At 72.6% G+C, this 20,906-nt stretch carries 21 protein-coding genes; 5 read left to right on the forward strand and 16 right to left on the reverse strand.

All coding sequences use genetic code 11. The annotated features are described in order from the left end of the window. Positions 1-577 (forward strand): hypothetical protein (locus TR49_RS16625; RefSeq protein ID WP_439654106.1); only part of this gene is annotated, 577 nt, incomplete at its 5' end. A gap of 16 nt (positions 578-593) precedes the next feature. Continuing rightward, on the forward strand, positions 594-968 hold the full coding sequence (locus TR49_RS16630; RefSeq protein WP_042382472.1) for a YbjQ family protein: 375 nt from the start codon (positions 594-596) through the stop codon (positions 966-968). A 22-nt stretch (positions 969-990) separates the two neighbouring features. Here the strand turns inward: TR49_RS16630 and TR49_RS45635 are convergent, their stop codons facing one another. Together TR49_RS45635 and TR49_RS45640 are read right to left on the reverse strand one after the other, a co-directional pair. After that, positions 991-4,941 carry a SpoIIE family protein phosphatase gene (locus TR49_RS45635; RefSeq protein ID WP_236653399.1) on the reverse strand — a complete coding sequence of 1,317 codons (3,951 nt, stop codon included), beginning with the start codon at positions 4,939-4,941 and terminating at the stop codon, positions 991-993. Positions 4,942-5,204: 263 nt separating this feature from the next. Continuing rightward, complete coding sequence (locus tag TR49_RS45640) at positions 5,205-5,528, reverse strand: hypothetical protein (protein ID WP_236653400.1); 324 nt, start codon at positions 5,526-5,528, stop codon at positions 5,205-5,207. 169 nt (positions 5,529-5,697) lie between these two features. Here TR49_RS45640 and TR49_RS16645 point away from each other — a divergent pair, with 169 nt between their 5' ends. Next, entirely contained in the window at positions 5,698-6,465 is a 768-nt protein-coding gene (locus TR49_RS16645) for a peptidylprolyl isomerase (RefSeq protein WP_042382473.1), read from the forward strand. A 21-nt stretch (positions 6,466-6,486) separates the two neighbouring features. On the opposite strand, the gene TR49_RS16650 is transcribed toward TR49_RS16645, so the two are convergent. From TR49_RS16650 to TR49_RS16660, 3 genes are all read right to left on the reverse strand, one after another. After that, on the reverse strand, positions 6,487-7,401 hold the full coding sequence (locus tag TR49_RS16650) for a phytoene/squalene synthase family protein (protein ID WP_236653401.1): 915 nt from the start codon (positions 7,399-7,401) through the stop codon (positions 6,487-6,489). 212 nt (positions 7,402-7,613) lie between these two features. After that, complete coding sequence (locus TR49_RS16655) at positions 7,614-9,296, reverse strand: acyl-CoA dehydrogenase family protein (protein ID WP_042382476.1); 1,683 nt, start codon at positions 9,294-9,296, stop codon at positions 7,614-7,616. Continuing rightward, a complete protein-coding gene (locus tag TR49_RS16660; protein WP_042382477.1) occupies positions 9,286-9,921 on the reverse strand; it encodes a TetR/AcrR family transcriptional regulator in 636 nt (211 codons plus the stop codon). Before TR49_RS16660 ends, TR49_RS16655 begins: the two co-directional genes overlap by 11 nt. Positions 9,922-10,036: 115 nt before the next feature. On the opposite strand from TR49_RS16660, the gene lepB reads away from it, so the two are divergent. Then, positions 10,037-10,855 carry a signal peptidase I gene (lepB, locus tag TR49_RS16665; protein ID WP_042382479.1) on the forward strand — a complete coding sequence of 273 codons (819 nt, stop codon included), beginning with the start codon at positions 10,037-10,039 and terminating at the stop codon, positions 10,853-10,855. A gap of 8 nt (positions 10,856-10,863) precedes the next feature. Here the strand turns inward: lepB and TR49_RS16670 are convergent, their stop codons facing one another. Further along, on the reverse strand, positions 10,864-11,412 hold the full coding sequence (locus TR49_RS16670) for a GNAT family N-acetyltransferase (RefSeq protein WP_042382481.1): 549 nt from the start codon (positions 11,410-11,412) through the stop codon (positions 10,864-10,866). A 54-nt stretch (positions 11,413-11,466) separates the two neighbouring features. Here TR49_RS16670 and TR49_RS16675 point away from each other — a divergent pair, with 54 nt between their 5' ends. Beyond that, positions 11,467-11,898, forward strand: coding sequence for a CBS domain-containing protein (locus tag TR49_RS16675; RefSeq protein WP_042382483.1), 432 nt, complete (start codon positions 11,467-11,469; stop codon positions 11,896-11,898). A gap of 87 nt (positions 11,899-11,985) precedes the next feature. Here TR49_RS16675 and TR49_RS16680 read toward each other — a convergent pair whose 3' ends face one another. From TR49_RS16680 to TR49_RS16725, 10 genes are all read right to left on the reverse strand, one after another. After that, complete coding sequence (locus TR49_RS16680; RefSeq protein WP_042382485.1) at positions 11,986-12,393, reverse strand: aggregation-promoting factor C-terminal-like domain-containing protein; 408 nt, start codon at positions 12,391-12,393, stop codon at positions 11,986-11,988. 366 nt (positions 12,394-12,759) lie between these two features. After that, positions 12,760-13,968 carry a methionine adenosyltransferase gene (gene metK, locus TR49_RS16685; protein ID WP_042382487.1) on the reverse strand — a complete coding sequence of 403 codons (1,209 nt, stop codon included), beginning with the start codon at positions 13,966-13,968 and terminating at the stop codon, positions 12,760-12,762. 188 nt (positions 13,969-14,156) lie between these two features. Next, a complete protein-coding gene (gene coaBC, locus TR49_RS16690; RefSeq protein WP_042382489.1) occupies positions 14,157-15,365 on the reverse strand; it encodes a bifunctional phosphopantothenoylcysteine decarboxylase/phosphopantothenate--cysteine ligase CoaBC in 1,209 nt (402 codons plus the stop codon). Positions 15,366-15,487: 122 nt separating this feature from the next. Beyond that, complete coding sequence (gene rpoZ, locus TR49_RS16695) at positions 15,488-15,757, reverse strand: DNA-directed RNA polymerase subunit omega (RefSeq protein ID WP_042382490.1); 270 nt, start codon at positions 15,755-15,757, stop codon at positions 15,488-15,490. A gap of 40 nt (positions 15,758-15,797) precedes the next feature. After that, positions 15,798-16,394, reverse strand: coding sequence for a guanylate kinase (gmk, locus tag TR49_RS16700; protein WP_500808184.1), 597 nt, complete (start codon positions 16,392-16,394; stop codon positions 15,798-15,800). Between the two features lie 22 nt (positions 16,395-16,416). After that, entirely contained in the window at positions 16,417-16,740 is a 324-nt protein-coding gene (gene mihF / locus TR49_RS16705) for an integration host factor, actinobacterial type (RefSeq protein ID WP_042372926.1), read from the reverse strand. A gap of 241 nt (positions 16,741-16,981) precedes the next feature. After that, positions 16,982-17,815, reverse strand: a complete 834-nt coding sequence (gene pyrF / locus TR49_RS16710; RefSeq protein ID WP_042382492.1) for an orotidine-5'-phosphate decarboxylase — start codon at positions 17,813-17,815, stop codon at positions 16,982-16,984. 17 nt (positions 17,816-17,832) lie between these two features. Beyond that, positions 17,833-18,867 (reverse strand): dihydroorotate dehydrogenase, encoded by a 1,035-nt coding sequence (locus tag TR49_RS16715; protein ID WP_236653402.1) that lies wholly within the window; start codon positions 18,865-18,867, stop codon positions 17,833-17,835. A 1-nt stretch (position 18,868) separates the two neighbouring features. Beyond that, positions 18,869-19,720 (reverse strand): dihydroorotate dehydrogenase electron transfer subunit, encoded by an 852-nt coding sequence (locus tag TR49_RS16720; RefSeq protein ID WP_042382493.1) that lies wholly within the window; start codon positions 19,718-19,720, stop codon positions 18,869-18,871. A gap of 39 nt (positions 19,721-19,759) precedes the next feature. Beyond that, a complete protein-coding gene (locus tag TR49_RS16725) occupies positions 19,760-20,866 on the reverse strand; it encodes a quinone-dependent dihydroorotate dehydrogenase (protein WP_042382495.1) in 1,107 nt (368 codons plus the stop codon). Between the last annotated feature and the right edge of the window lie 40 nt (positions 20,867-20,906).

Raw genomic sequence — 20,906 nt, forward strand, 5'->3', positions numbered from 1 at the left:
GGCCGTGGCTGCGCTGTGCGTGACCGTGCCGGGGCTCGTAGGTGGTCTCGACCCGGCCTCCCGGAGCGAGACCACGGCGGGGGCCACCGTCCGACCGGCTCCCGCACACACGGCCGCCCCGAGCGGGTCACCGACCACGTCCGCGTCCCCGCCGGGTCAGGCGGTGCTGAGCATCGGCTCGGGCACTCTGGACGGGATCGCCTGGGACGCGCAGGTCTCCGTGGGCGGCCCGAACATCTGCCAGCACCTGACGATCGGCGGCGCCCAGGTGGACGCCCCGGCCGGCTACTGGACCGACTGCGTCCCCGCGGGCGAGAGCCGACCGGACAGCGATGTCGGCGTGCACATCGCCCACGGGAGCAACCTGCGTCTGCTGACCGTGTTCGGCCTGAACACGGTCACGCGCGTGGTCATCACCTTCGCCGACGGCACCACGCGGCAGGGCGACGCCGTCCGTCTCCCGGGCACGTCGACCGAGGGCACGGTCGTCCCGATCGCCCCCGGGCAGCGCATCTCCGTCATCGACCTCTACGACACGCGGGGCGCGCGTGTCGGCCACTTCCTCGGCTACGCGTGAACCACACAATGGCCATATGACGGACATCAGCGACTACAGCGGCGGGCAGCACACGGCGGACGTGCTGGTCGTGACGACCAACGACGTCCCCGGCTTCCGGGTGGACAACATCCTCGGCGAGGTCTTCGGCCTGACGGTGCGTTCGCGCAACGTCGGCAGCCAGATCGGGGCCAGCCTGAAGTCCCTCGCCGGCGGCGAGCTGCGCGGCCTCACCAAGACCCTGGTCGCCAGCCGCAACCAGGCGATGGACCGCCTGGTCGAACAGGCCCGCGCCCGGGGCGCGAACGCCATCCTGATGATGCGCTTCGACGTCTCCGACGCCGCCGGTGTCGGCACGGAGGTCTGCGCCTACGGCACGGCCGCCGTGATCAGCCCCGCCACGGCGGGGTAGGCCGCACCCGGTCGGCGCGACGCTACGGCGCGCCCTCACCGAGGGAGGGGCCGAGGGGGCGGCCGAGGGTCGCGCCGGTGCCCATGGGGATCTCCAGTTCCAGCCAGACCAGCTTGCCGTCCGCCGTCCCTCGACTGCCCCAGCGGTAGGCGAGTTCGTTGATGAGGTGCATGCCCCGGCCGCCCTCGTCGTCCGCGTCCGCGTGGCGGACGCGGGGCGTGCGGGCGTCCGTGTCCGCGACGGCGATGCTGAGGACGCGGTCGCGGATCAGCCGCAGCTGCGTGGGGTGGCCCGCGTGCAGCAGCGCGTTGCTGACGAGCTCGCTGACCAGCAGCTGCGCCACGTCCGTCAGGCCGGTCAGCTGCCAGGCCGCCAGCGTCCTGCGCACGAAGCGGCGGGCCTGGCCCACCACCTCGGGGTCGTCGGAGAGTTCCAGCACGGCGATCCAGTCGGGGCGGCGCGGCAGCACGCGCGCCAGGATGACGGCGATGTCGTCCTCGCTGTTGCCCGCCGCCAGGGCTTCCAGGACCGCGTCGCAGCTCTGCTCCAGCGAGTCGCGGTGCTCGGCGACGGTGTCCCGCAGCAGCTCCAGGCCCACGTCGAGGTCCCGGCCCCGGCGTTCGACCAGCCCGTCGGTGTAGAGGCACAGCCGCGCGTCCCCTGGCAGGGTGAAGGTCACCGCCTCGAAGGGGACGCCGCCGACGCCGAGCGGCGCGCCGGTCGGCAGGATCAGCAGCTGCGCGGCGCCGTCCGGTTCGACCAGGACAGGCGGGAGATGGCCGGCCGAGGCGAGGACCACCCGGCCGTCCAACGGGTCGAAGACGGCACAGACGCAGGTGGCGAACTGGCCCTCGCCCATCGCGGCGGCGGTCTCGTCGAGGCGGCGCAGCACCCGGTCGGGGGCGAGGTCCATGCCGATCAGCGTCCGCGCGGCGGTGCGCAGTTGGCCCATGCTGGCGGCGGCGCGCATGCCGTGGCCCATGACGTCGCCGACGACGAGGGCGACCCGCCCGCAGGAGAGCGGGATGACGTCGAACCAGTCGCCGCCGACCTCGCTGATGACGCTCGCGGGCAGGTAGCGGTAGGCGATGTCGAGGCCTGGCGTGGTGCGGATCTCCTGCGGCAGCAGACTGTGCTGGAGCATCAGCGCGGTGTTGCGCTCACGCCGGTACAGGCGGGCGTTGTCGATCGCGACCGCCGCACGGGAGGTGAGCTCCTCGGCAAGCGCGACGTCGGCCTCGTCGAAGGGCACCGGGTTGTTGCGCATCCGTATGAACTCGGCGCCGCCGAGGACCTGACCACGCGCCAGCAGCGGGACCATCAGGTACGAGTGGAGCCCCGCCTCGATGGCCGGCTCGACGCGGTCCACGTGGGCGGTGATCCGGAACATCGCCTCCTCGTCGACCTCCTCGATCAGGATCGACCGGCCGGTGCGCAGGCTCTCGGCGTAGACCGCGGCCGAACGCGAGACCTGGCCCACCTGGTCGGCGGCCGAGCCGAGGGTGTGACCGGTGATCTCGCCGACGGCCACCGCGCGCAGCAGCACCCGCCCGTCCTCGGGCATGAGTGGCTGGCCCTCCTCGGCGGAGCCGTCCTGGAAGACGGCGTCGAGCAGATCCACGGTGACGAAGTCGGCGAACCGCGGCACCACCAGCTCGACGAGTTCCTCCGCGGTGCGCTGCAGGTCCAGCGTGGTGCCGATCTGGCTGCTGGCGTCGTTCAGCAGGGCGAGCCGTTCCTGCGCGGCCTGGGCCTCGACCAGTGCCTGTTCGCGGGCGGTCGAAGCGTCACGTTCGCGGGTGAACAGGCGGGCGTTGTCGATCGCGACAGCCGCGCGGGCGGCGAGTTCACCGGCGAGGGCGAGGTCCTCCTGGTCGTAGGGGCGCTCGGTGACGGTCCGGTAGAAGCAGGCGACGCCGAGGGCTGCGCCGCGCGCGATCAGCGGCACGATCATGAAAGAGCGCAGGCCCTCCGCCCGGACGGCCTTGGCTCGCAGCGGGTCGGCGTCGAACCAGCGCATCGCCTGCTGGTCGAGCTCCGGCACCAGCACCGGTCTGCGGTGGGCCAGGCACCAGGCGTAGGGCGTGGCGGGATGGAACCGGTGCACACTGCCGAGCGTCGCGACCGGCCGGACGTCCACGCCCGCGGCACTGTGGAAGCCGAGCCGCCGCAGCAGCGCGGAGCGGTCGGCCGGTCCGCGCGGCTCGATGGCGCCGTGGTCGTTCTGGGCGATGTCCTCCAGGATCTCCACGACGACGCTGTCGGCGAGCCCGCCGGAGGCGACCTCGGCCAGCTCCTGCGCGGTCCGCTGCACGTCGAGCGTCGTGCCGATCCGCGCGGAGGCCTCGTTGACGAGCGCCAGCCGTCTGCGGTTGGCGTTCGCCTCCTGCAGGGCAGTCTGGCGGGCGAGCAGGGTCTGGTGCTCCCGCAGGTACAGCCGGGCGTTGTCGATGGCGACGGCGGCGCGGGACGCCAGCTCGTCGCCGAGGGTCACGTCCTCGTCCTCGAACGCCTCCCGGCCCTGTCGGCGCAGGTAGACGACCATGCCGAGGACGGTGCCGCGGGCCACCAGCGGCGTGATCCGCACCGGTCCGGCCAGACCGGCGTCCCCGGCACGGTCCCTGGTGTGGGCGTCCCCGCCCCGGGTGGCGCCGAGCAGGGTGGCCAGCAGTCCGTTGGCCTGCTCGGCCGGGAGGGTGACGGTACGCCCGGTGCCCATGGCGACGGCGTAGCCGGAACGCGCCGGGACGGACAGGACCTCGCCGCGCTGCGCGCCCGCCTCCCGCGCGGCTCCGGTGTCCGCGTCCAGGCCCGCGACGGCGAGGCGCCGCACGGACCTCGGCGAACCACCGGACCGGCCGGCCGGGGCGCCGTCCCGCTTTCCGCCCCGCTCCTCGTCGAACTGGGGTCCCCGGCGTGTGTTCGGGCTCGGCTCCGGGTGCGGATGGTGCTCCGGGTGCCCGTCGCCCGCGCCGGGGGCGACCAGATGGTCCAGGACGAAGACCCCGGCCACGTCCGCGACGCGCGGCACCATCGCTTCGACCAGCTCGCGGGCGGTGCGGTCGAGCTCCAGGGTCGTGCCGATGCGGGCGCTGGCGTCCGAGAGGACCTCCAGACGCTCGCGGGCCATCGCGGCCCGCTGCTCGGCGCGGAAGCGGGCCGTGACGTCCACGATCGTCGAGCTGACGCCCAGCACCCGCCCGCTCGGCTCCTCCAGCCGGAAGTACGACGCGGACCAGGCGCGCTCGCGGTCCGGGTCCCCCGGGGTGAGGCCGTGCGAGCGGGCGTCGACCACCGGATCGCCGCCCGCCAGCACCGCCGCCATCACCGCCTCGATCTCCTCGGCGTTCAGCCCCGGCAGCACCTCGGTGACGCGGCGGCCCAGGTGCTCCTCGACCGGGACCCCGTTCATCCGGGCGAGGGCGTCGTTGAGGCGCACGTAGCGCAGCTGCTCGTCGTAGACGGCCATGCCGACGGGGGCCTGGGTGAAGAAGCTGTCCAGCACCGCCAGATCCGACTCCAGCCGGCGCAGCGACCGCACGTCGGAGGCGACGGCCAGCACCAACGGGTGACCGTTGGGGCCGCTCAGCGGATGGGTGCGGAACTCGAGGTTGACCATGTGGCCGTCCCGGTGGCGTACCGGGAAGACGCCGGACCAGTCCCGTCCGGCGACGATGGACCCGAACAGCGAGAGCACCTGCTCCCGGTTCTCGGGCGTGGCCAGCAGGTCCGCGGCCCGGCTGCCGATCGCCTCGGCCGGGCTGTATCCGAGCAGCGACTGCGCGTCGTCGCTCCAGTGCAGAATCGTTCCGTCGTCCAGGATCAGCGCGGTGGCGATCGGTATCGTCATCAGGCTGGCCGGGCGCGTCTCCGCCCCGGCCGCGCCGCGACCGGGGCTGATCCCGCCGCCGTCGCGACCGGGGATGAGCCCGCCGCCGCTCGGCTGCGCGCTGCCCTGTTCCTCGGATCGCATCGCCAGGTAACCGCCCAGAAGACAGCCGACCGCGCGCCCGCCGGTCGTGTGCGCCGGCTGCGCCGTGCAGCTCGCGCCGTGAGGGAACTTCCTCCCCATTCTTCACGCCCCACCCTGCCGCCGCGCGCCCAGCGCCGTCCGATCGGCCGAAGCCCGGTGGGCGCGGGGTCGCAGGCGGGGCCCCGGCCCGGCGGCGGGCACGGGGATGCCCCGGGCCCTGCCGGGTCCGGGGCATCCGGTGCCGTACGGCCTACGGCACGAGGTCAGGCTGTGCCCGGGTGCCAGGGCGGCCACTCCCACGGCCGGTCGGCCCAGTGGACGAGCTCCGCGTCGTCGAGATCGAGCTCCGGGTAGAGCTGGTGCACGCGCGGCACGAACTCCTCCCGGGCCAGCGGCTCGGTCTGGCCGCCGCCCAGCCGCACCAGCCGGTAGCGGGTGTCGGACGCGTACGGCGCGATGTCGACGAGCGGCTGCTGGGCCGCGTGGTGGAAGCTGCCGCCCTCGCTGTCGACGACCTCGTCGGCGCGGACGCCGGGCGTGGCCGCCGTGGGCTGGGCGGGCTTCTTGTGTCGTTGGAGCAGTTTCATCGTGTGTCCACCTCCGTGGTCACGACCCCGGCTGAGCTGGAGGTACCTCCCGCCGGACACCTCCACCGTACGCGCGGCGCGGCGGACGCGCGTAGTCGTGCGCGCGGTGGGGAAGTTCTGTGGGGTCATGCCAAGAACGGACACCGACGTCCCTCGGAAGGACCCTTTGATGCCGTCCCTGTTCTCGCTCCCGCGCCGGAACCGCACCACCGCCGCACCGCACCGCCGCCGCTGGCTCCCGCTCGCCGCCGCCTCCGCGCTCGTGCTCGGGCTGGGCACCTCCGCGGCGGCCGACGCCTCCGGCGGCGCGGGCAGCGAGAGCCTCGCCCCGGCCCCGCACGCGGCGGCGACCCACGCCCACGCCGTGTCCGCCGCCGACCCCTGCGGCTTCGTCGCCTCCGTCCCGGCGGACCGCTTCAAGGGCATCCCCGTCTTCGACGCGCACAAGGCCGCGCAGCCCTTCTCGGTGAAGCTGCACACCAGCCAGGGCACGATCACCTTCCAGGCGCTCACGGCCGCGGCGCCGTGCACGACCTTCTCGTTCCGCTTCCTGGCCCAGCACGGCTTCTACGACCGGACCCACTGCCACCGCCTGACCACCCAGCGGATCTACGTCCTCCAGTGCGGCGACCCGACCGGCACGGGCAGCGGCGCGCCCGGCTACTCCTTCAACGACGAGAACCTGGCCGGCGCGACGTACCCCGCGGGGACCGTGGCGATGGCCAACGCCGGGCCGAACACCAACGGCAGCCAGTTCTTCTTCGTCTGGAAGGACACCAAGCTCTCCCCCGCGTACACGCCCTTCGGGCGCGTCACCTCCGGCATGAACGTCCTGGCCAGGATCGCCGCCGCCGGCGAAGACGACCAGAACGGCCCGGGCGACGGCTTCCCGACCCTGCCGGTCGACATCCGCGGAGCACAGATCGTCCGCGGCTAGGCCCTCTCCTGGCGCGCGGAACTAACGTGCCGCCAGCTCACGGAGCAGCAACCGCAGCGCGCTCGGGACGGACGGACGGACGCCGCCGCGCAGCAGGGCCGGGCCCTTCGCGCGGGCGGCGCGGGCGGTGAGGTCGTCGAGGCCGAGCATGGCGCGGACCATGGGGCGCGTCGCGGGCGGGGTCAGCTCCGCCAGCGCGCGCCCCTCGGCCAGGGACGCCTCGGAGAGGTCCAGGAGGTGCGTCAACAGGGCCCGCACCTCCTCGGTGTCGCGGGCGGCGACGAGGTCCTCCCTGGTGACGGAGAAGGCCTTCAGCGTCTCCTGGGGGATCGTCAGACGGTCGGCCGCCAGGTCCTCGGCGAGGTCGGTGACGAAGTCGAGCCGCTGACCGCCGTCGATCCAGGCCCGGCAGGCGGCACGCATCGGCGCCGTCACCGGCGCGAGGACGCTCGCCACCACCAGGACGGCGGGCAGCGAGTACGCGTCGACGTAGGCCTGGTAGTCCGCCTCCGTCGCGAAGCCGTCGAAGTCGAGGTCGGTCAGGGCGGTGTCCAGGAAGGCCGCGATGTGCTCGCCGAGCGGCGGGAGCACGGCGCAGCTGTGCGCCAGCGCCCGCACGAGTGGATCCTCGGACGCGGGCGCTCCCGCGAGCGCGGCCCGCACCGCCCGCTCCCACCCGCCGAAGGCCTCGCGGCGCCGCGCCACCGGCTCGGCGGAGTCCAGCAGGTCGTCGGTCCGGTGCATGAACGCCGTCGCGACCACGACATGCGGCACCAGCTCCGACGGCACGAGCAGGCGAACGGCCAGGTACGCCTCGGGCTTGAAACGCAGCACCGCCCCGCGCTGGGCACCGTAATCGGCGCGCAGCGCGGGCTCGGTGACGCCCGAGGCGTCGAGCGTGCGGGTCCAGCGGGACGGCAGACGGAGAGGGCTCACGGGTGCCCAGCCTGTCACAGCCGCGGGGGTGTCCCGCCCGCGCCCCGCTCCGCCACGTCGGCCCGCCCGCGGCCCTGGGAACCACCATGACTGCCCTGCTCGACGGCTTGTTCCCTCGCGCCCCCGGCGCCGAGGTTGGGCCCGCACGACAACCGCCGCCGCCCGCACCCCGACCACGCCAGGTCCGGCACGTCGAAACGTCCGCCCGGGCGTCAGCCCCGCAGGCCCACCGGGGTTCGGGCCAGGAGGCCGTCCAGGGCCAGGCCGTCGGGGAGGGTCCCGAAGGCGAGGCCGCGGTCCGGGGTGAGGCGGGAGGCGGAGAAGGCGTCCGAGACGGCGTGCGGGGCGTGGCGGACCAGGAGGGAGCCCTGGAGGACCAGGGCGAGGGACTCGACCAGGCGGCGGGCGCCGAACTGGACGTCGCCGGGCGCGGCCGCCGCGGCGGCGGTCAGCTGGGCGCGGGCCTGCTCCCATGCGGCGTCGAGGCGCGCGTCCGCGCCCTTCGCGGCCTCGATCTCGGCCGCGAACGCGTGCACGGCCTCGGGCTCGCGGGCCAGCGCGCGCAGCACGTCCAGCGCCTGGACGTTGCCCGAGCCCTCCCAGATGCCGTTGAGCGGCGCGTCACGGTAGAGCCGCGGCATGCCTGACGCCTCGTCATAGCCGTTGCCACCCAGGCATTCCAGCGCTTCGGCCACGGCGGCTGGCTGCCGCTTGCAGACCCAGTACTTGCCGACGGCGGTCGCCAGCCGCAGGAAGGCCCGCTCCTGCGCGTCACCGCGCTGCGCGCGGTCCGTCGCGCCGGCGAGGCGCAGCGCCAGCGTCGTGGCGGCCTCGGACTCCAGCGCGAGGTCGGCGACGACGTTGCGCATCAGCGGCTGGTCGATCAGCTTCGCGCCGAACACCGAGCGGTGGCGCACGTGGTGGTCGGCCTGGGCGAGCGCGGCGCGGATGCCGGAGGCCGAGCCGAGGACGCAGTCGAGGCGGGTCGCGGCGACCATGCCGATGATGGTCCGCACGCCCTGGCCCTGCGGGCCGACCAGCCAGGCCACGGTGTCGTCGAACTCCGGCTCGCTGCTGGCGTTCGAGCGGTTGCCGAGCTTGTCCTTGAGCCGCTGGATGCGGAAGGTGTTGCGGCTGCCTTCGGGCAGCACGCGCGGCACCAGGAAGCAGGAGAGCCCGCCGGGGGCCTGGGCCAGCACCAGGAAGAGGTCGTTCATCGGTGCGCTGGTGAACCACTTGTGGCCGCGCAGCCGCCAACTGCCGTCGGCGCTCGGGGCCGCGGTGGTGGTGTTGGCCCGGACGTCGGTGCCGCCCTGCTTCTCCGTCATGCCCATCCCGGCGAGCAGACCGCGCTTGCCCAAGGGGGCGGAAAGGCCCGGGTCGTAGACCCTGCTGGTGAGCAACGGCTCGTACTGGGCCGCGAGTTCGGGTTGGGTGCGCAGCGCGGGAATGACCGCGTAGGTCATCGAGATCGGGCAGCCGTGCCCGGACTCCGGCGTGCTCCACGTCATGAAACCCGCTGCGCGGGCGACATGGGCGCCGGGCCGGGCGTCGGCCCAGGGCGCACCGGCGAGGCCCTCGCGCACGGCGACGTCCATCAGCCGGTGGTAGGCGGGGTGGAACTCGACCTCGTCGACGCGGTGGCCGTACCGGTCGTGGGTGCGCAGCTCCGGCTCCTGACGGTTGGCCTGGTCGGCCCAGTGCTGGACCTCCTCACTGCCGGCCAGCCGCCCGACGCGGTGCAGGTCCTCCTCGTACCAGCCGGCGCCCTCGCGGTGCAGGCCCTCCAGCAGCACCGGATCGGCGGCGACGTCGTGGCCGGCCAGCGGCGGCGGCTGGTTGGTCACCTCGTGCGTGCGGGCCAGCGGTTCGCTGCGCGGCGTGTCAGCGGTCATCGGTGCCTCCTTGGACGGTTCGTGCTCCGGCGCAGCGCAGCGCCATGGCGGTCAGTTCGGCGAGCAGCGCCTCGGCGGCGGCGTCGGTGCCGGGGACGGCGAGCGGGTCGACCAGTACCTCGCCGACCGCTCCGGTCAGCGCGGCGGCGGTCACCTCCGGGTCCTGGGGCGGCAGCAGCCCGGCCGCGGTGCCCTCGCGCACGACCTCCGCGAAGAGGGCGCGGTAGCGGTGGCGGAACTCCAGCCGCTCGGCGCAGACCGCCTCGTCGGCAGGCGCGGCCAGCAGCGCGTAGGCGAGCCCGCGTCGTTCGAACGCACGCCGCGCGAAGATCTCGACACCGCAGGCGAGCCGGGCGACGGCGTCCCCGCCGCCGTCGCGCAGCACCGCGCCCAGCACCTCGACCTCGCGCCCTGCGGCCCGCCGGAACACCTCGACGGCGAGCGCGGTCTTCGAGGCGAAGTGCTGGTACACCGAGCCGGCGGACATCCCCGCCGCGGCGGCGACCACACCGACCGACGCGCCGGCCCATCCGACCTCGGCGACCACGGCCGTCGCCTCGGTGACGAGCCGCTCGCGGGCGGCGTCGAGCCGCATCCGCACGGCAGGGGTCTCGCGGTAGGCCATGGAAGAAGTGAACCATGATTCAGACCTTGGCGGCGAGGGGTCGCCGGACATCGGACGGGCCTGGGAACTCACCGGCGTTGAATGGGCGGGGTCACTTCTCGGTGGGGGGAACACAGTGGCTGAATCTCGGCGTGCCAGGCGATCGCTCCTGCGCGATTCCGCGATCGTCGTCGTCGCGGCGGTCGTCATCGCGCTGGTCGTGAAGACCTTCTTCTTCCAGGCCTTCTCGATCCCGTCGGGGTCGATGAACAACACCCTGCTCAAGGGCGACCGCGTGCTCGTGGACAAGTTCAGCCCGTGGTTCGGAGCCGAGCCCGCCCGGGGCGACGTGGTGGTGTTCAAGGACCCCGGCCACTGGCTGGACGACACCGCCGAGGCGCCGACACCGCACAACGGCGTCGGCGCTTACGTGCAGAACGCGCTCAGCGACATCGGGCTGATGCCCTCCGCCGACGAGAACTACCTGATCAAGCGGGTGATCGCGGTCGGCGGCGACACGGTCAGCTGCCGTGCGGGGCAGCCGCTGCGGGTGAACGGCGTCATCCTGCACGAGCCCTACCTCTACCCCTCCGCGACGCCCTGCGACGACGACGCGGTCGGAACGGTCGTCGTGCCCGCGGGTGACCTGTGGGTGATGGGCGACCACCGCGACGACTCCGCCGACTCCCGGACGCAGCGCCTGCGCGGACACGGCGGCGGCTTCGTGCCGGTCTCGGACGTGGTCGGCCGGGCCGACGTCGTCGTCTGGCCGCTCAGCCGATGGGCGGCGCTGCCGGAACCGGACACGTTCCACCAGTCGGGGCTCTCCCAGCCGGGCGACGGAATCCTGGAACCGCTCGCGCTCGGCGCCCTGGTCGTGCTGACGCTCGGCCTCGCTCTCCTGTACCGCCGCCGGCGCCGCGTGCGCCGCGTGCGCCGCACGCGCGGCTTCTGAACCGCCGCCTACTCACGCAGACGCGATCCGGCCGGCCCCAGCAGGTGGACGTGCCGACCCGCCGTGTCCACCTCGCCGGTCTCGTGCAGGCCAAGGCGCGCAGCCAGGCGGCGGGAGGGCAGGTTGCCCGCGCGGATCACCGCGCAGACGGGCAGGTCGGCGCGGAGCGGGCGCACCTGGTCGAGCGCGGCGCCGGTCGCCTCCACGGCCAGGCCGCGGCCCCAGACCGAGGGCCGGAAGCGGTAGTAGAGGTTGAGCACCGGGAACGCCGGGGCACCGGCCAACGCGACGGTGGAGACCTTGAGACCGGCGACGCCGAGGATCTCCTCCGGCGCCTCGTCCGCCACCACGCAGAAGTACCCGAAGCCGTCGCGCTCCCAGTCCGCACTCCAGGCGGCGAGCCACTGCTCGCACCTCTCCGGGGAGAGGGGACCGTCGGGGTTGTGGCGGTTGGTCTCCGGATCGCCATGGAGGGCGACGAGCCCGGCCAGATCCTCGGGCATCGGGCGCAGCAGTCGCAGACGGGCGGTGCGCAGCACCGGAAGGCGTGGGCTCACCAGAGGAAGCCTACGATGGTGGTGACTGCTGGCCGCATCACAGGAGGCCGCAAGATGACCACAGCCCAGGAGATCATGCACCCCGGCGCCCAGTGCGTCACCGAGCACGAGTCGCTGGCCACGGCGGCCAAGCTCATGCGGGACCGCGGTGTGGGCGCTCTGCCCATCTGCGGCGAGAACGACAGGCTGCTCGGCATCATCACCGATCGCGACATCGTGGTGAAGTGCATCGCGGCAGGCCTGGACCCGTCCGCCACCACGGCCGGCGAGATGGCCGAGGGCCGCCCGCTCACCATCGAGGGCGAGGACGACATCGAGCAGGTGCTGCGGGTGATGGAGCAGCACCGGGTCCGGCGGCTGCCGGTGATCGACCACCCCGGCCACAAGCTGATCGGCATGATCAGCGAGGCCGACGTGGCCCGTCACATGCCGCAGGCGCGCGTCGCGGAGTTCGTCTCGGCGATCTGTGCGGAGGACGAGACGTAGGCGACCGCCCCGGCAGGGAGACGACAAAGAGGCAGGGCCCGTCCATTCGGACGGGCCCTGCCTCAGGTTTGTGCGCTGTCGGCTCGATCAGTACCAGCCGTGGGCCTGCCAGAACGACCAGGCGGCGTTCGGGCTGCCGTAGGTGGAGTTCATGTAGCTCAGCGCCCACTTGATCTGGGTGGTCGGGTTGGTCTGCCAGTCGGCGCCGGCGGAGGCCATCTTGGAGCCCGGCAGGGCCTGACCCAGGCCGTAGGCGCCGGACGAGGCGTTGGTCGCGGTGACGTTCCAGCCACTCTCGTGGGAGATGATCTGGTCGAACGAGGAGAGCTGGTCGGCCGGCACGATCGACGCGGCGAGCGACTGCGCCTCGTTCGGCGCGATGGCCGTGGCGGCGTGGGCGGCACCGCCGACGCCCATGACGGCGGCGGAGGCGAGGATGCCGGCGCCGGCGATCGAGGCGGACAGGGTGCGCAGCGAACGAATCTTGAAAGCCATACGGAAGCGGAACCTCTGTTTCTAGGGGGTAGGTGGTCAGGCACCCGATCAATCGGGGCTCCGGGGGCTCTCGCCCGGCCGGTGCGGCCTGACATCAACCACCCTGCGTGAACTGGCCCAAAAGGCGCAAGGGGCCCAATTACGACCGCCCATAGTGGACAAAAAGGACTTATCGGCGTGCTGACGCTTAGTCCGACGGGTGAGGACTCCTATTCCCGCTAGTAGACCTCTGTTTCGTGTGGCCCACGTCACGTCGCATCTCGCGCTCTGCGGTCGCACCGACACCCTCCGTGGGCGGAAAATGCGCGCGAAAGGGGTGCGAGGCCAAGGCCCCGCACCCCTTCCGGAGAGCGAAAACTGCTGGAACTACTCCGCGACAGCCTTCTTCAGGGCCTCGACGCGGTCGGTGCGCTCCCAGGTGAAGTCCGGCAGCTCACGGCCGAAGTGGCCGTAGGCGGCGGTCTGGGAGTAGATCGGGCGGAGCAGGTCCAGGTCCCGGATGATGGCGGCCGGGCGCAGGTCGAAGACCTTGGTGACGGCAGCCTGGATCTTCAGCACCGGGACGGTCTCGGTGCCGAAGGTCTCCACGAACAGGCCGACGGGCTCGGCCTTGCCGATCGCGTAGGCGACCTGGACCTCGGCGCGCGTGGCCAGACCGGCCGCGACGATGTTCTTGGCGACCCAGCGCATCGCGTACGCGGCGGAGCGGTCGACCTTGGACGGGTCCTTGCCGGAGAACGCGCCGCCGCCGTGACGGGCCATGCCGCCGTAGGTGTCGATGATGATCTTGCGACCGGTGAGGCCGGCGTCGCCCATCGGGCCGCCGATCTCGAAACGGCCGGTCGGGTTCACCAGCAGGCGGTAGCCGTCGACCTCGAGCTCGATCCCGCGCTCGGCCAGCGCCTTCAGCTCCGGCTCCACGACGAACTCGCGGATGTCCGGGGTCAGCAGCGACTCGAGGTCGATGTCCGAGGCGTGCTGGGAGGAGACGACCACGGTGTCGAGGCGGACGGCCTTGTCGCCGTCGTACTCGATGGTGACCTGGGTCTTCCCGTCCGGGCGCAGGTAGGGGATGGTCCCGTTCTTGCGGACCTCGGACAGGCGGGCCGACAGGCGGTGGGCCAGGTAGATCGGCAGCGGCATCAGCTCGGGCGTGTCGTCGCACGCGTAGCCGAACATCAGGCCCTGGTCGCCGGCGCCCTGCTTGTCCAGCTCGTCCTCGTCGCCCTCGACGCGGTTCTCGTACGCGCTGTCGACGCCCTGGGCGATGTCCGGGGACTGCGCGCCGATCGAGACCGAGACGCCGCAGGAGGCGCCGTCGAAGCCCTTCTTGGAGGAGTCGTAACCGATCTCCAGGATCTTGTCGCGCACCAGCTGGGCGATCGGCGCGTAGGCGGTCGTGGTGACCTCGCCCGCGACGTGGACCTGGCCGGTGGTGATCAGCGTCTCCACGGCGACGCGCGAGGACGGGTCGTCCTTCAGCAGGGCGTCGAGGATGGTGTCGCTGATCTGGTCAGCGATCTTGTCCGGGTGACCCTCGGTCACAGACTCGGAAGTGAACAGGCGGCGAGACACAGCGCTCCCTGGGTTGCAGCGGCTGCTGACTGAACCGGTCGGGCGGGATTGCCCGGCGGTCCGGAAAGACTTGGAGAACTACTGACCGGAGTGTAACGAACAGACCGCTATTTGCGTCCATCCGATCTCATGTTGTGGATCACCTTTCGGGCACCCGGCCGCCCCGAAGGCTCCGCCACCGGCCCTGATCAGGCGAGTCGGGCGGCGACCAGGTCCCACAGAAGGTCGGCCAGAGCGGCCTTCGGCCCGTACGGGACCGGCCTTTCCGAGCCGTCGGAGCCCAGCACCACGGCCTCGTTGTTGGCGCTGCCGAAGGCGCGGTCCTCACCCACTTCGTTGACGACCAGCAGATCGCACTTCTTCCGGGCGAGCTTGGCACGGCCGTTGACGAGCGCGTCGTTGGTCTCCGCGGCGAAGCCCACCACGACCTGCCCGGGACGCTGCCGCTCCGCCGAGATCTCCGCCAGCACGTCGGGGTTGCGCACCAGTTCGACCGGCGCGGGTTCGACGCCCTCGACCTTCTTGATCTTCTGCGCGGCGAAGTTCGCCGGCCGGAAGTCGGCGACGGCGGCGGCCATCACGACGGCGTCGGCGGTCGCGGCGGCGCCCAGCACGGCCTGCCGCAGCTCCAGCGCGGTGCCGACGCGGACCACGTCCACCCCGGCCGGGTCCGGCAGCTCGGTGTTGGCGGCCACCAGCGTCACCTTGGCGCCGCGCGCGGCGGCGACGGCGGCGATGGCATAGCCCTGACGGCCCGAGGAGATGTTGCCGAGGAAGCGCACCGGGTCCAGCGGCTCCCGCGTGCCACCGGCGGAGACCACCACGTGGCGGCCGGCCAGATCGGTCGCCACGACCTCGGGGCCGCGGTCGAGCACGCGGCGGCAGAGGTCGAAGATCGCCTCCGGCTCCGGGAAGCGGCCCTTGCCGGTGTCCACGCCGGTCAGCCGGCCGACGGAGGGCTCGATGACGATCGCGCCGCGGCGGCGCAGCGTGGCGACGTTCTCCTGGGTGGCCGGGTGCTCCCACATCTCGGTGTGCATGGCCGGGGCGAAGACGACCGGACAGCGGGCGGTGAGCAGGGTGTTCGTCAACAGGTCGTCGGCCAGGCCGTGCGCGGCCTTCGCCATGATGTCGGCGGTGGCGGGGGCGACGACCAGCAGGTCGGCGTGCTGGCCGATGCGCACGTGCGGGACCTCGTGCACGGTCTCCCACACCTCGGTGGAGACCGGCTGCCCCGACAGGGCGGACCAGGTGGCGGCGCCGACGAAGTGCAGCGCCGAGTCCGTCGGCACCACCCGCACCGAGTGGCCGGACTCCGTGAAACGCCGCAGCAGCTCGCACGCCTTGTAGGCGGCGATCCCGCCGCTGACCCCGAGGACCACGTTCTTACCGGACACCCCGACCCACTCCGATCAACGACTGCGACTGCGACGGCTGTGACGACACCATGGAAAACGCCGCGGAACGTCGGGTTGATCCGATGTTCCGCGGCGTTTCAAGCCCAGAGACCAGGTGCTGCCTACTGCGGCGCCTCGACGGCCTCGGCGGTGAGCATACCGGCGTTGATCTCGCGCAGCGCGATCGACAGCGGCTTCTCGTGCACGTGGGTGTCGACGAGCGGGCCGACGTACTCCAGCAGGCCCTCGCCCAGCTGGGAGTAGTAGGCGTTGATCTGACGCGCGCGCTTGGCCGCGTAGATCACCAGGCTGTACTTGGAGTCGGTGGCCTCGAGCAGCTCATCGATCGGCGGGTTGATGATGCCTTCGGGCGCTGTCATCGAAGAGGACACGCGGGAACCTTCCGAACGAAGAAAGAAAAATCCAAAAAGATCAGACTACGCGCATCAAGGCTAGCAGCTCGGCCGCTACATCCTCGACGGACGTGTTGACAAGGGTCGTGTCGAACTCGCTCTCGGCCGCGAGCTCCACCCGGGCCGTCGCGAGGCGCTCCTCGATGACCTCCGGGGACTCGGTGCCGCGGCCGGTGAGGCGGCGGACCAGCTCCTCCCAGGACGGGGGCGCGAGGAAGACGAGCTGCGCCTCCGGCATGGACTCGCGCACCTGGCGCGCGCCCTGCAGGTCGATCTCCAGCAGCACGGGCTCGCCGGACTCCAGCCGCCGCAGCACCTCCAGCCGGGGCGTGCCGTAGCGGTTGCCGGCGAAGGTCGCCCACTCCAGCAGCTCGCCGTTGGCGATGAGCTTGTCGAACTGGTCGTCGTCGACGAAGTGGTACTGGACGCCGTTCTTCTCCCCGGGCCGCGGCTTGCGGGTCGTGCAGGAGACGGAGAGCCAGACCTTGGGGTGTGCCTTGCGCATATGAGCGACGACCGTGCTCTTGCCGACCCCGGAGGGGCCGGAGAGCACGGTCAGCCGCGGACGTTCACTCATGCACCGATTATCCAGTAACTGCGAGAGTTCTCGAACCACCGGACGGCACGAGGGAGTGGGGTCAGGAGGCAGCGCCGCCGAACTCGCGCTCCAGCGAGGCGATCTGGTTCGTTCCGAGACCGCGGACCCGGCGCGACTCGGAGATGCCGAGACGCTCCATGATCTGCTTCGCCCGGACCTTGCCGACGCCCGGGAGGGACTCGAGCAGGGCGGAGACCTTCATCTTGCCGATGACGTCGTTCTCCTGGCCCGCCTTGATGACCTCGTGCAGGGAGGCGCCGCTGTGCTTGAGCCGGTTCTTGATCTCGGCGCGCTCCCGGCGAGCCTCAGCTGCCTTGGCGAGCGCAGCCGTGCGCTGCTCAGGGGTAAGGGGCGGAAGTGCCACGCCGTTCACCTCAGTACTTCGAATGAATGGAACAGGACTTTGTGCAGGTCGGTGGGGGAAGGGGTCCTCCCTCACTACCTATGGCCGGACCCTACCGCTGTTCAGGCCTTCCGTCAGGGAAAAGAGCAGAAAAGTCCTGCTCAGGAGCGCTTCCGAGGCGATCGGTGCGGATTTTTCGGTACAAAACGGCACTGTCGGCGAACATGCAGCTCAGCGCCCTCACCGCCCGTTCACGACATCTTCACGCCTGGACGGCCGCCCGGATCTCGTCGACGAAGCGCTGCGCGGCGTCCCGCAGCCCCCGCACGGACGGGCCGTGCCTGAGCACGTCCCGGGAGACGCTCGGCACGACGTTGCGGGCCGCCCCGCCGAAGACGCGCGGGATGTCCGCCATGGTCGCCCCCTGCGCGCCGACCCCCGGGGCCAGCAGCGGACCGTTGATCACCAGGTCCGCCTCGTCCACGTCGCTCAGCGTCGCGCCCACCACCGCGCCGAAGGAGCCGAGCGGCTCGGCTCCCGCGTTCTCGGCGGCCAGCTGCGCCAGGATCGACTGCGCGACCGTCCGGCCCTCGGCGCCGACCGCACGCTGGACCGAGGCGCCCTCAGGGTTGGAGGTCAGCGCCAGCGCGAAAAGGCCGGAGCCGCTCTTGCGGGCCAGGTCCACGGCGGGCTGCAGGGAGCCGAAGCCGAGGTAGGGCGAGACCGTCAGCGCGTCGGAGAACAGCGGGCTGGACTCGGCGAGGAACGCCTCCGCATAGGCGGCCATGGTCGAGCCGATGTCGCCGCGCTTGGCGTCCATCACCACCAGCGCACCGGCCGCGCGCGCCTCGGCGACGCTCCGCTCCAGCACGGCGACGCCGCGACTGCCGAACCGCTCGAAGAAGGCCGCCTGCGGCTTCAGCACCGCCACGCGGTCGGCCAGCGCCTCCACGACGGTCCGCGAGAAGCGCTCCAGACCGGCCACGTCGTCGCCGAGACCCCAGGCGCCGAGCAGCGCGGCGTGCGGGTCGATGCCGACGCAGAGCTGGCCGCGGTCGTCCATGGCCTGGCGCAGCCGGGCTCCGAAGGGGGTCATTCTCGGTATTCCTCTTCTCAGTGGTGATGGGCCAGGCCGACGGCGTCCGTCAGCTTGGCGAAGCCGCGCGCGGCGAGGGCCTCGCGCAGCTCGTCCAGGACGCGCAGCGGCGTCGTGGGGTCGTTGAAGACCGCGGTGCCCACCGCGACGCCCGAGGCGCCCGCGAGGACGAACTCGAGCGCGTCCAGGCCGGTGCGGATGCCGCCCATGCCGAGGATCGGCACGGCGGCGCACTCCCCCGCCCGCATCGCGGCGTGCACCTCGTAGACGCAGTGCACCGCGACCGGCCGGATCGCCGGTCCGGAGAGCCCGCCGACGGTCCCGGCCAGGCGCGGCCGCAGGGTGTCGGTGTCGATGACGACGCCGGGCAGGGTGTTGATCATGGACAGCCCGTCGGCGCCCGCGCGGACGCACGCCTTGGCCACGTCGGTGACCGAGGTGACGTCGGGCGCCAGCTTGGCGTAGACCGGCAGCGCCGGGTCGGCGACCTCGCGCACCGCCTGGACCACGTCGTGGGCGGTGGCCGGGTTGGCGGCGAAGACCAGACCGCGGTTGTCGGCGTTCGGGCAGGAGAGGTTGAGCTCCAGCCCGACCACGCCCGGCTGCCCGTTCAGCGCCCGCGCGCACGCGGCGAACTCCTCGACCCGCTCCCCCGCGACGGACACCAGCACCCGCGCGCCGCGCTCGGCCAGCCAGGGCAGCTCGTGGGAGACGAAGTACTCGATGCCGGAGCCCTGCAGGCCGATGCCGTTCAGCATGCCGCTCGCCGTCTCCGCCATCCGGGGCGTGGCCCGCCCGGAGCGGGGAGCGAGCATGATCGTCTTGGTGGTGATCGAGCCGAGCTCCGCCAGCGGCAGGAACTTGGCCAGCTCGCGCCCGTAGCCGGCGCAGCCGGACGCGGTGGTCACCGGGTTCGGCAGCGAGCCGCCGCCGAAGGGCGCGGTCAGGTCCACGGCCTCGGGAGCCACCCCCGTTCCCGTCCCTCCCGTGCTCGCGGCGGCGGTGTTCACGAAGACGGTCCTGTCGGCGCCGGTCATCCCCTCACTGGTCATCTCAGCGCTCTCCCATCGCCGCGGCACCCTCGAGGTCGGGCGGGACCGCCCCGATGTCGTCAAAGCGCACCCGCGAACCGTCGAAGCACGGCCCGTCCACGCAGGAGCGCACCAGGCGGCTGACCCCGTCATCGCCGACGACCGGCAGCACGCAGGTCATGCAGACGCCGACGCCGCAGGCCATCGTCTGCTCCACGGCGGTGAAGCAGCGCACGCCCTCGCGGGCGCAGACCTCGGCCACCGCCCGCAGCATCCCCGTCGGCCCGGCGGCGTAGACGACGCGCGCCTCTATGGCCCGCATCGCCTCGGTGAGCGGCAGGGTGATCTGCCCCCGTATCCCGAAGCTGCCGTCGTCGGTGGTCACCAGCACGTCCGGGGTGAACGCCCTGGCCTGCTCGACGCCGAAGAGGCGGTCGGCCGTCGGCGCGCCGAGGATGAAGCCGACCGAGCCGCCCTGCTCGGTGATCCGTTCCGCGAGGCCGAACAGCGGCACGCTGCCGTGGCCGCCGGCCACCATCAGCGCCGACGCCGGCCCGGTCGGGATCGCGAACGCGTTCCCGAGCGGCGCGACCACGTCCACGACGTCGCCGACGCGCTGCTGCGCCAGCGCGCGGGTGCCGCGCCCGGCCTCGGCGAAGACCACCTCGATCGTGGCCTCCGCCGGATCGGCGCGGTGGATGAAGAAGGGCCGGCGCAGCAGCAGCGACCCGTCGGCGCCGTCCACGGCGAGCGCGGCGAAGTGACCGGGCAGGACGCGCTCGGCGATCCCCTCCGCCCGCAGCACGAGCCGGTGGTAGGCGCCCACCGGCGCGAGCTCCAGGATCTCGGCCTGCCGTTGCACCGGGTGCGCCATCGTGCCTGCTCGCCTCTCAGTCGGAGCCCGTCGGATCGGTCAGCGGCGGGCAGCGGCGCCGACCGCGTCCCCCAGGGTCGCATACGGGCTCGCGGCCAGCAGCGCCGAAAGCCCCTTGTGGATGCGACGGCACCAGAACGGCCCCTCGTAGATGAACGCCGAGTAGCCCTGGACGAGCGAGGCCCCGGCGAGGATGCGCCGCCAGGCGTCCTCGGCGGTCTCGATCCCGCCGACGGCGACCAGCGTGATCCGCCCCTCGGTACGGGCGTACAGACGCTCCAGCACCTCGTCGGCACGCGCCTTGAGCGGCGCGCCGGAGAGCCCGCCCGCGCCGATGGCCTCGACCTTGGCTGCGTCGGTCCGCAGGCCGGCCCGGCCGATGGTGGTGTTGGTGGCGATGATGCCGTCGAGCCGGAGCTCCAGCGCGAGGTCGGCCACGGCGTCGATGTCGGCGTCCGCGAGGTCGGGCGCGATCTTCACCAGCAGCGGGACGTGCCCGGTCGCGTCGAGCGTCTGCGCATCGAGGGTTTGACGCACGGCGCTGAGCAGCGGCCGCAGCTGGTCCACGGCCTGCAGGTTGCGCAGTCCCGGGGTGTTCGGCGAGCTGACGTTGACGACGAAGTAGTCGGCGTGACGCGCGAGCCGCTCGGTGGAGGTGACGTAGTCGCCGACGGCCTCGGCCTCGGGGACGACCTTGGTCTTGCCGATGTTGACGCCGACGACGGCCTTCGAACTCTTCGGCCGGGCCGCGAGGCGCGCCGCGACGGCGGCGGAGCCCTCGTTGTTGAAGCCCATCCGGTTGATCAGCGCACGGTCCTCGATCAGCCGGAACAGCCGCGGCGTCGGGTTCCCAGGCTGCGCCTGCGCGGTGACGGTGCCGATCTCGACGTAGTCGAACCCGAGCATCGTCAGTCCGTCGATCCCGACGGCGTTCTTGTCGAACCCGGCGGCCAGGCCGAAGGGGCCCGGCAGGTCCAGCCCGAGCGCGTTCGTCCGGAGCTTCGGGTCCCGCGGCGCCAGCGCGGCCGCCATGAGACTGCGCAGCCCGGGGATCGAGCTCGCCAGGCGGATCCAGAAGAACGCCAGGTGGTGCGCCTTCTCCGGGTCCAGCCGCTTGAAGACGAGGTTGAAGAAGAGCTTGTACAAAGAAACCTTGCCTTAGGTTGCAACCACCCAGGGGCGCGGG

Source organism: Streptacidiphilus melanogenes, assembly GCF_000787835.1.
In the GTDB taxonomy this organism is placed as follows: Bacteria; Actinomycetota; Actinomycetes; order Streptomycetales; family Streptomycetaceae; genus Streptacidiphilus; species Streptacidiphilus melanogenes.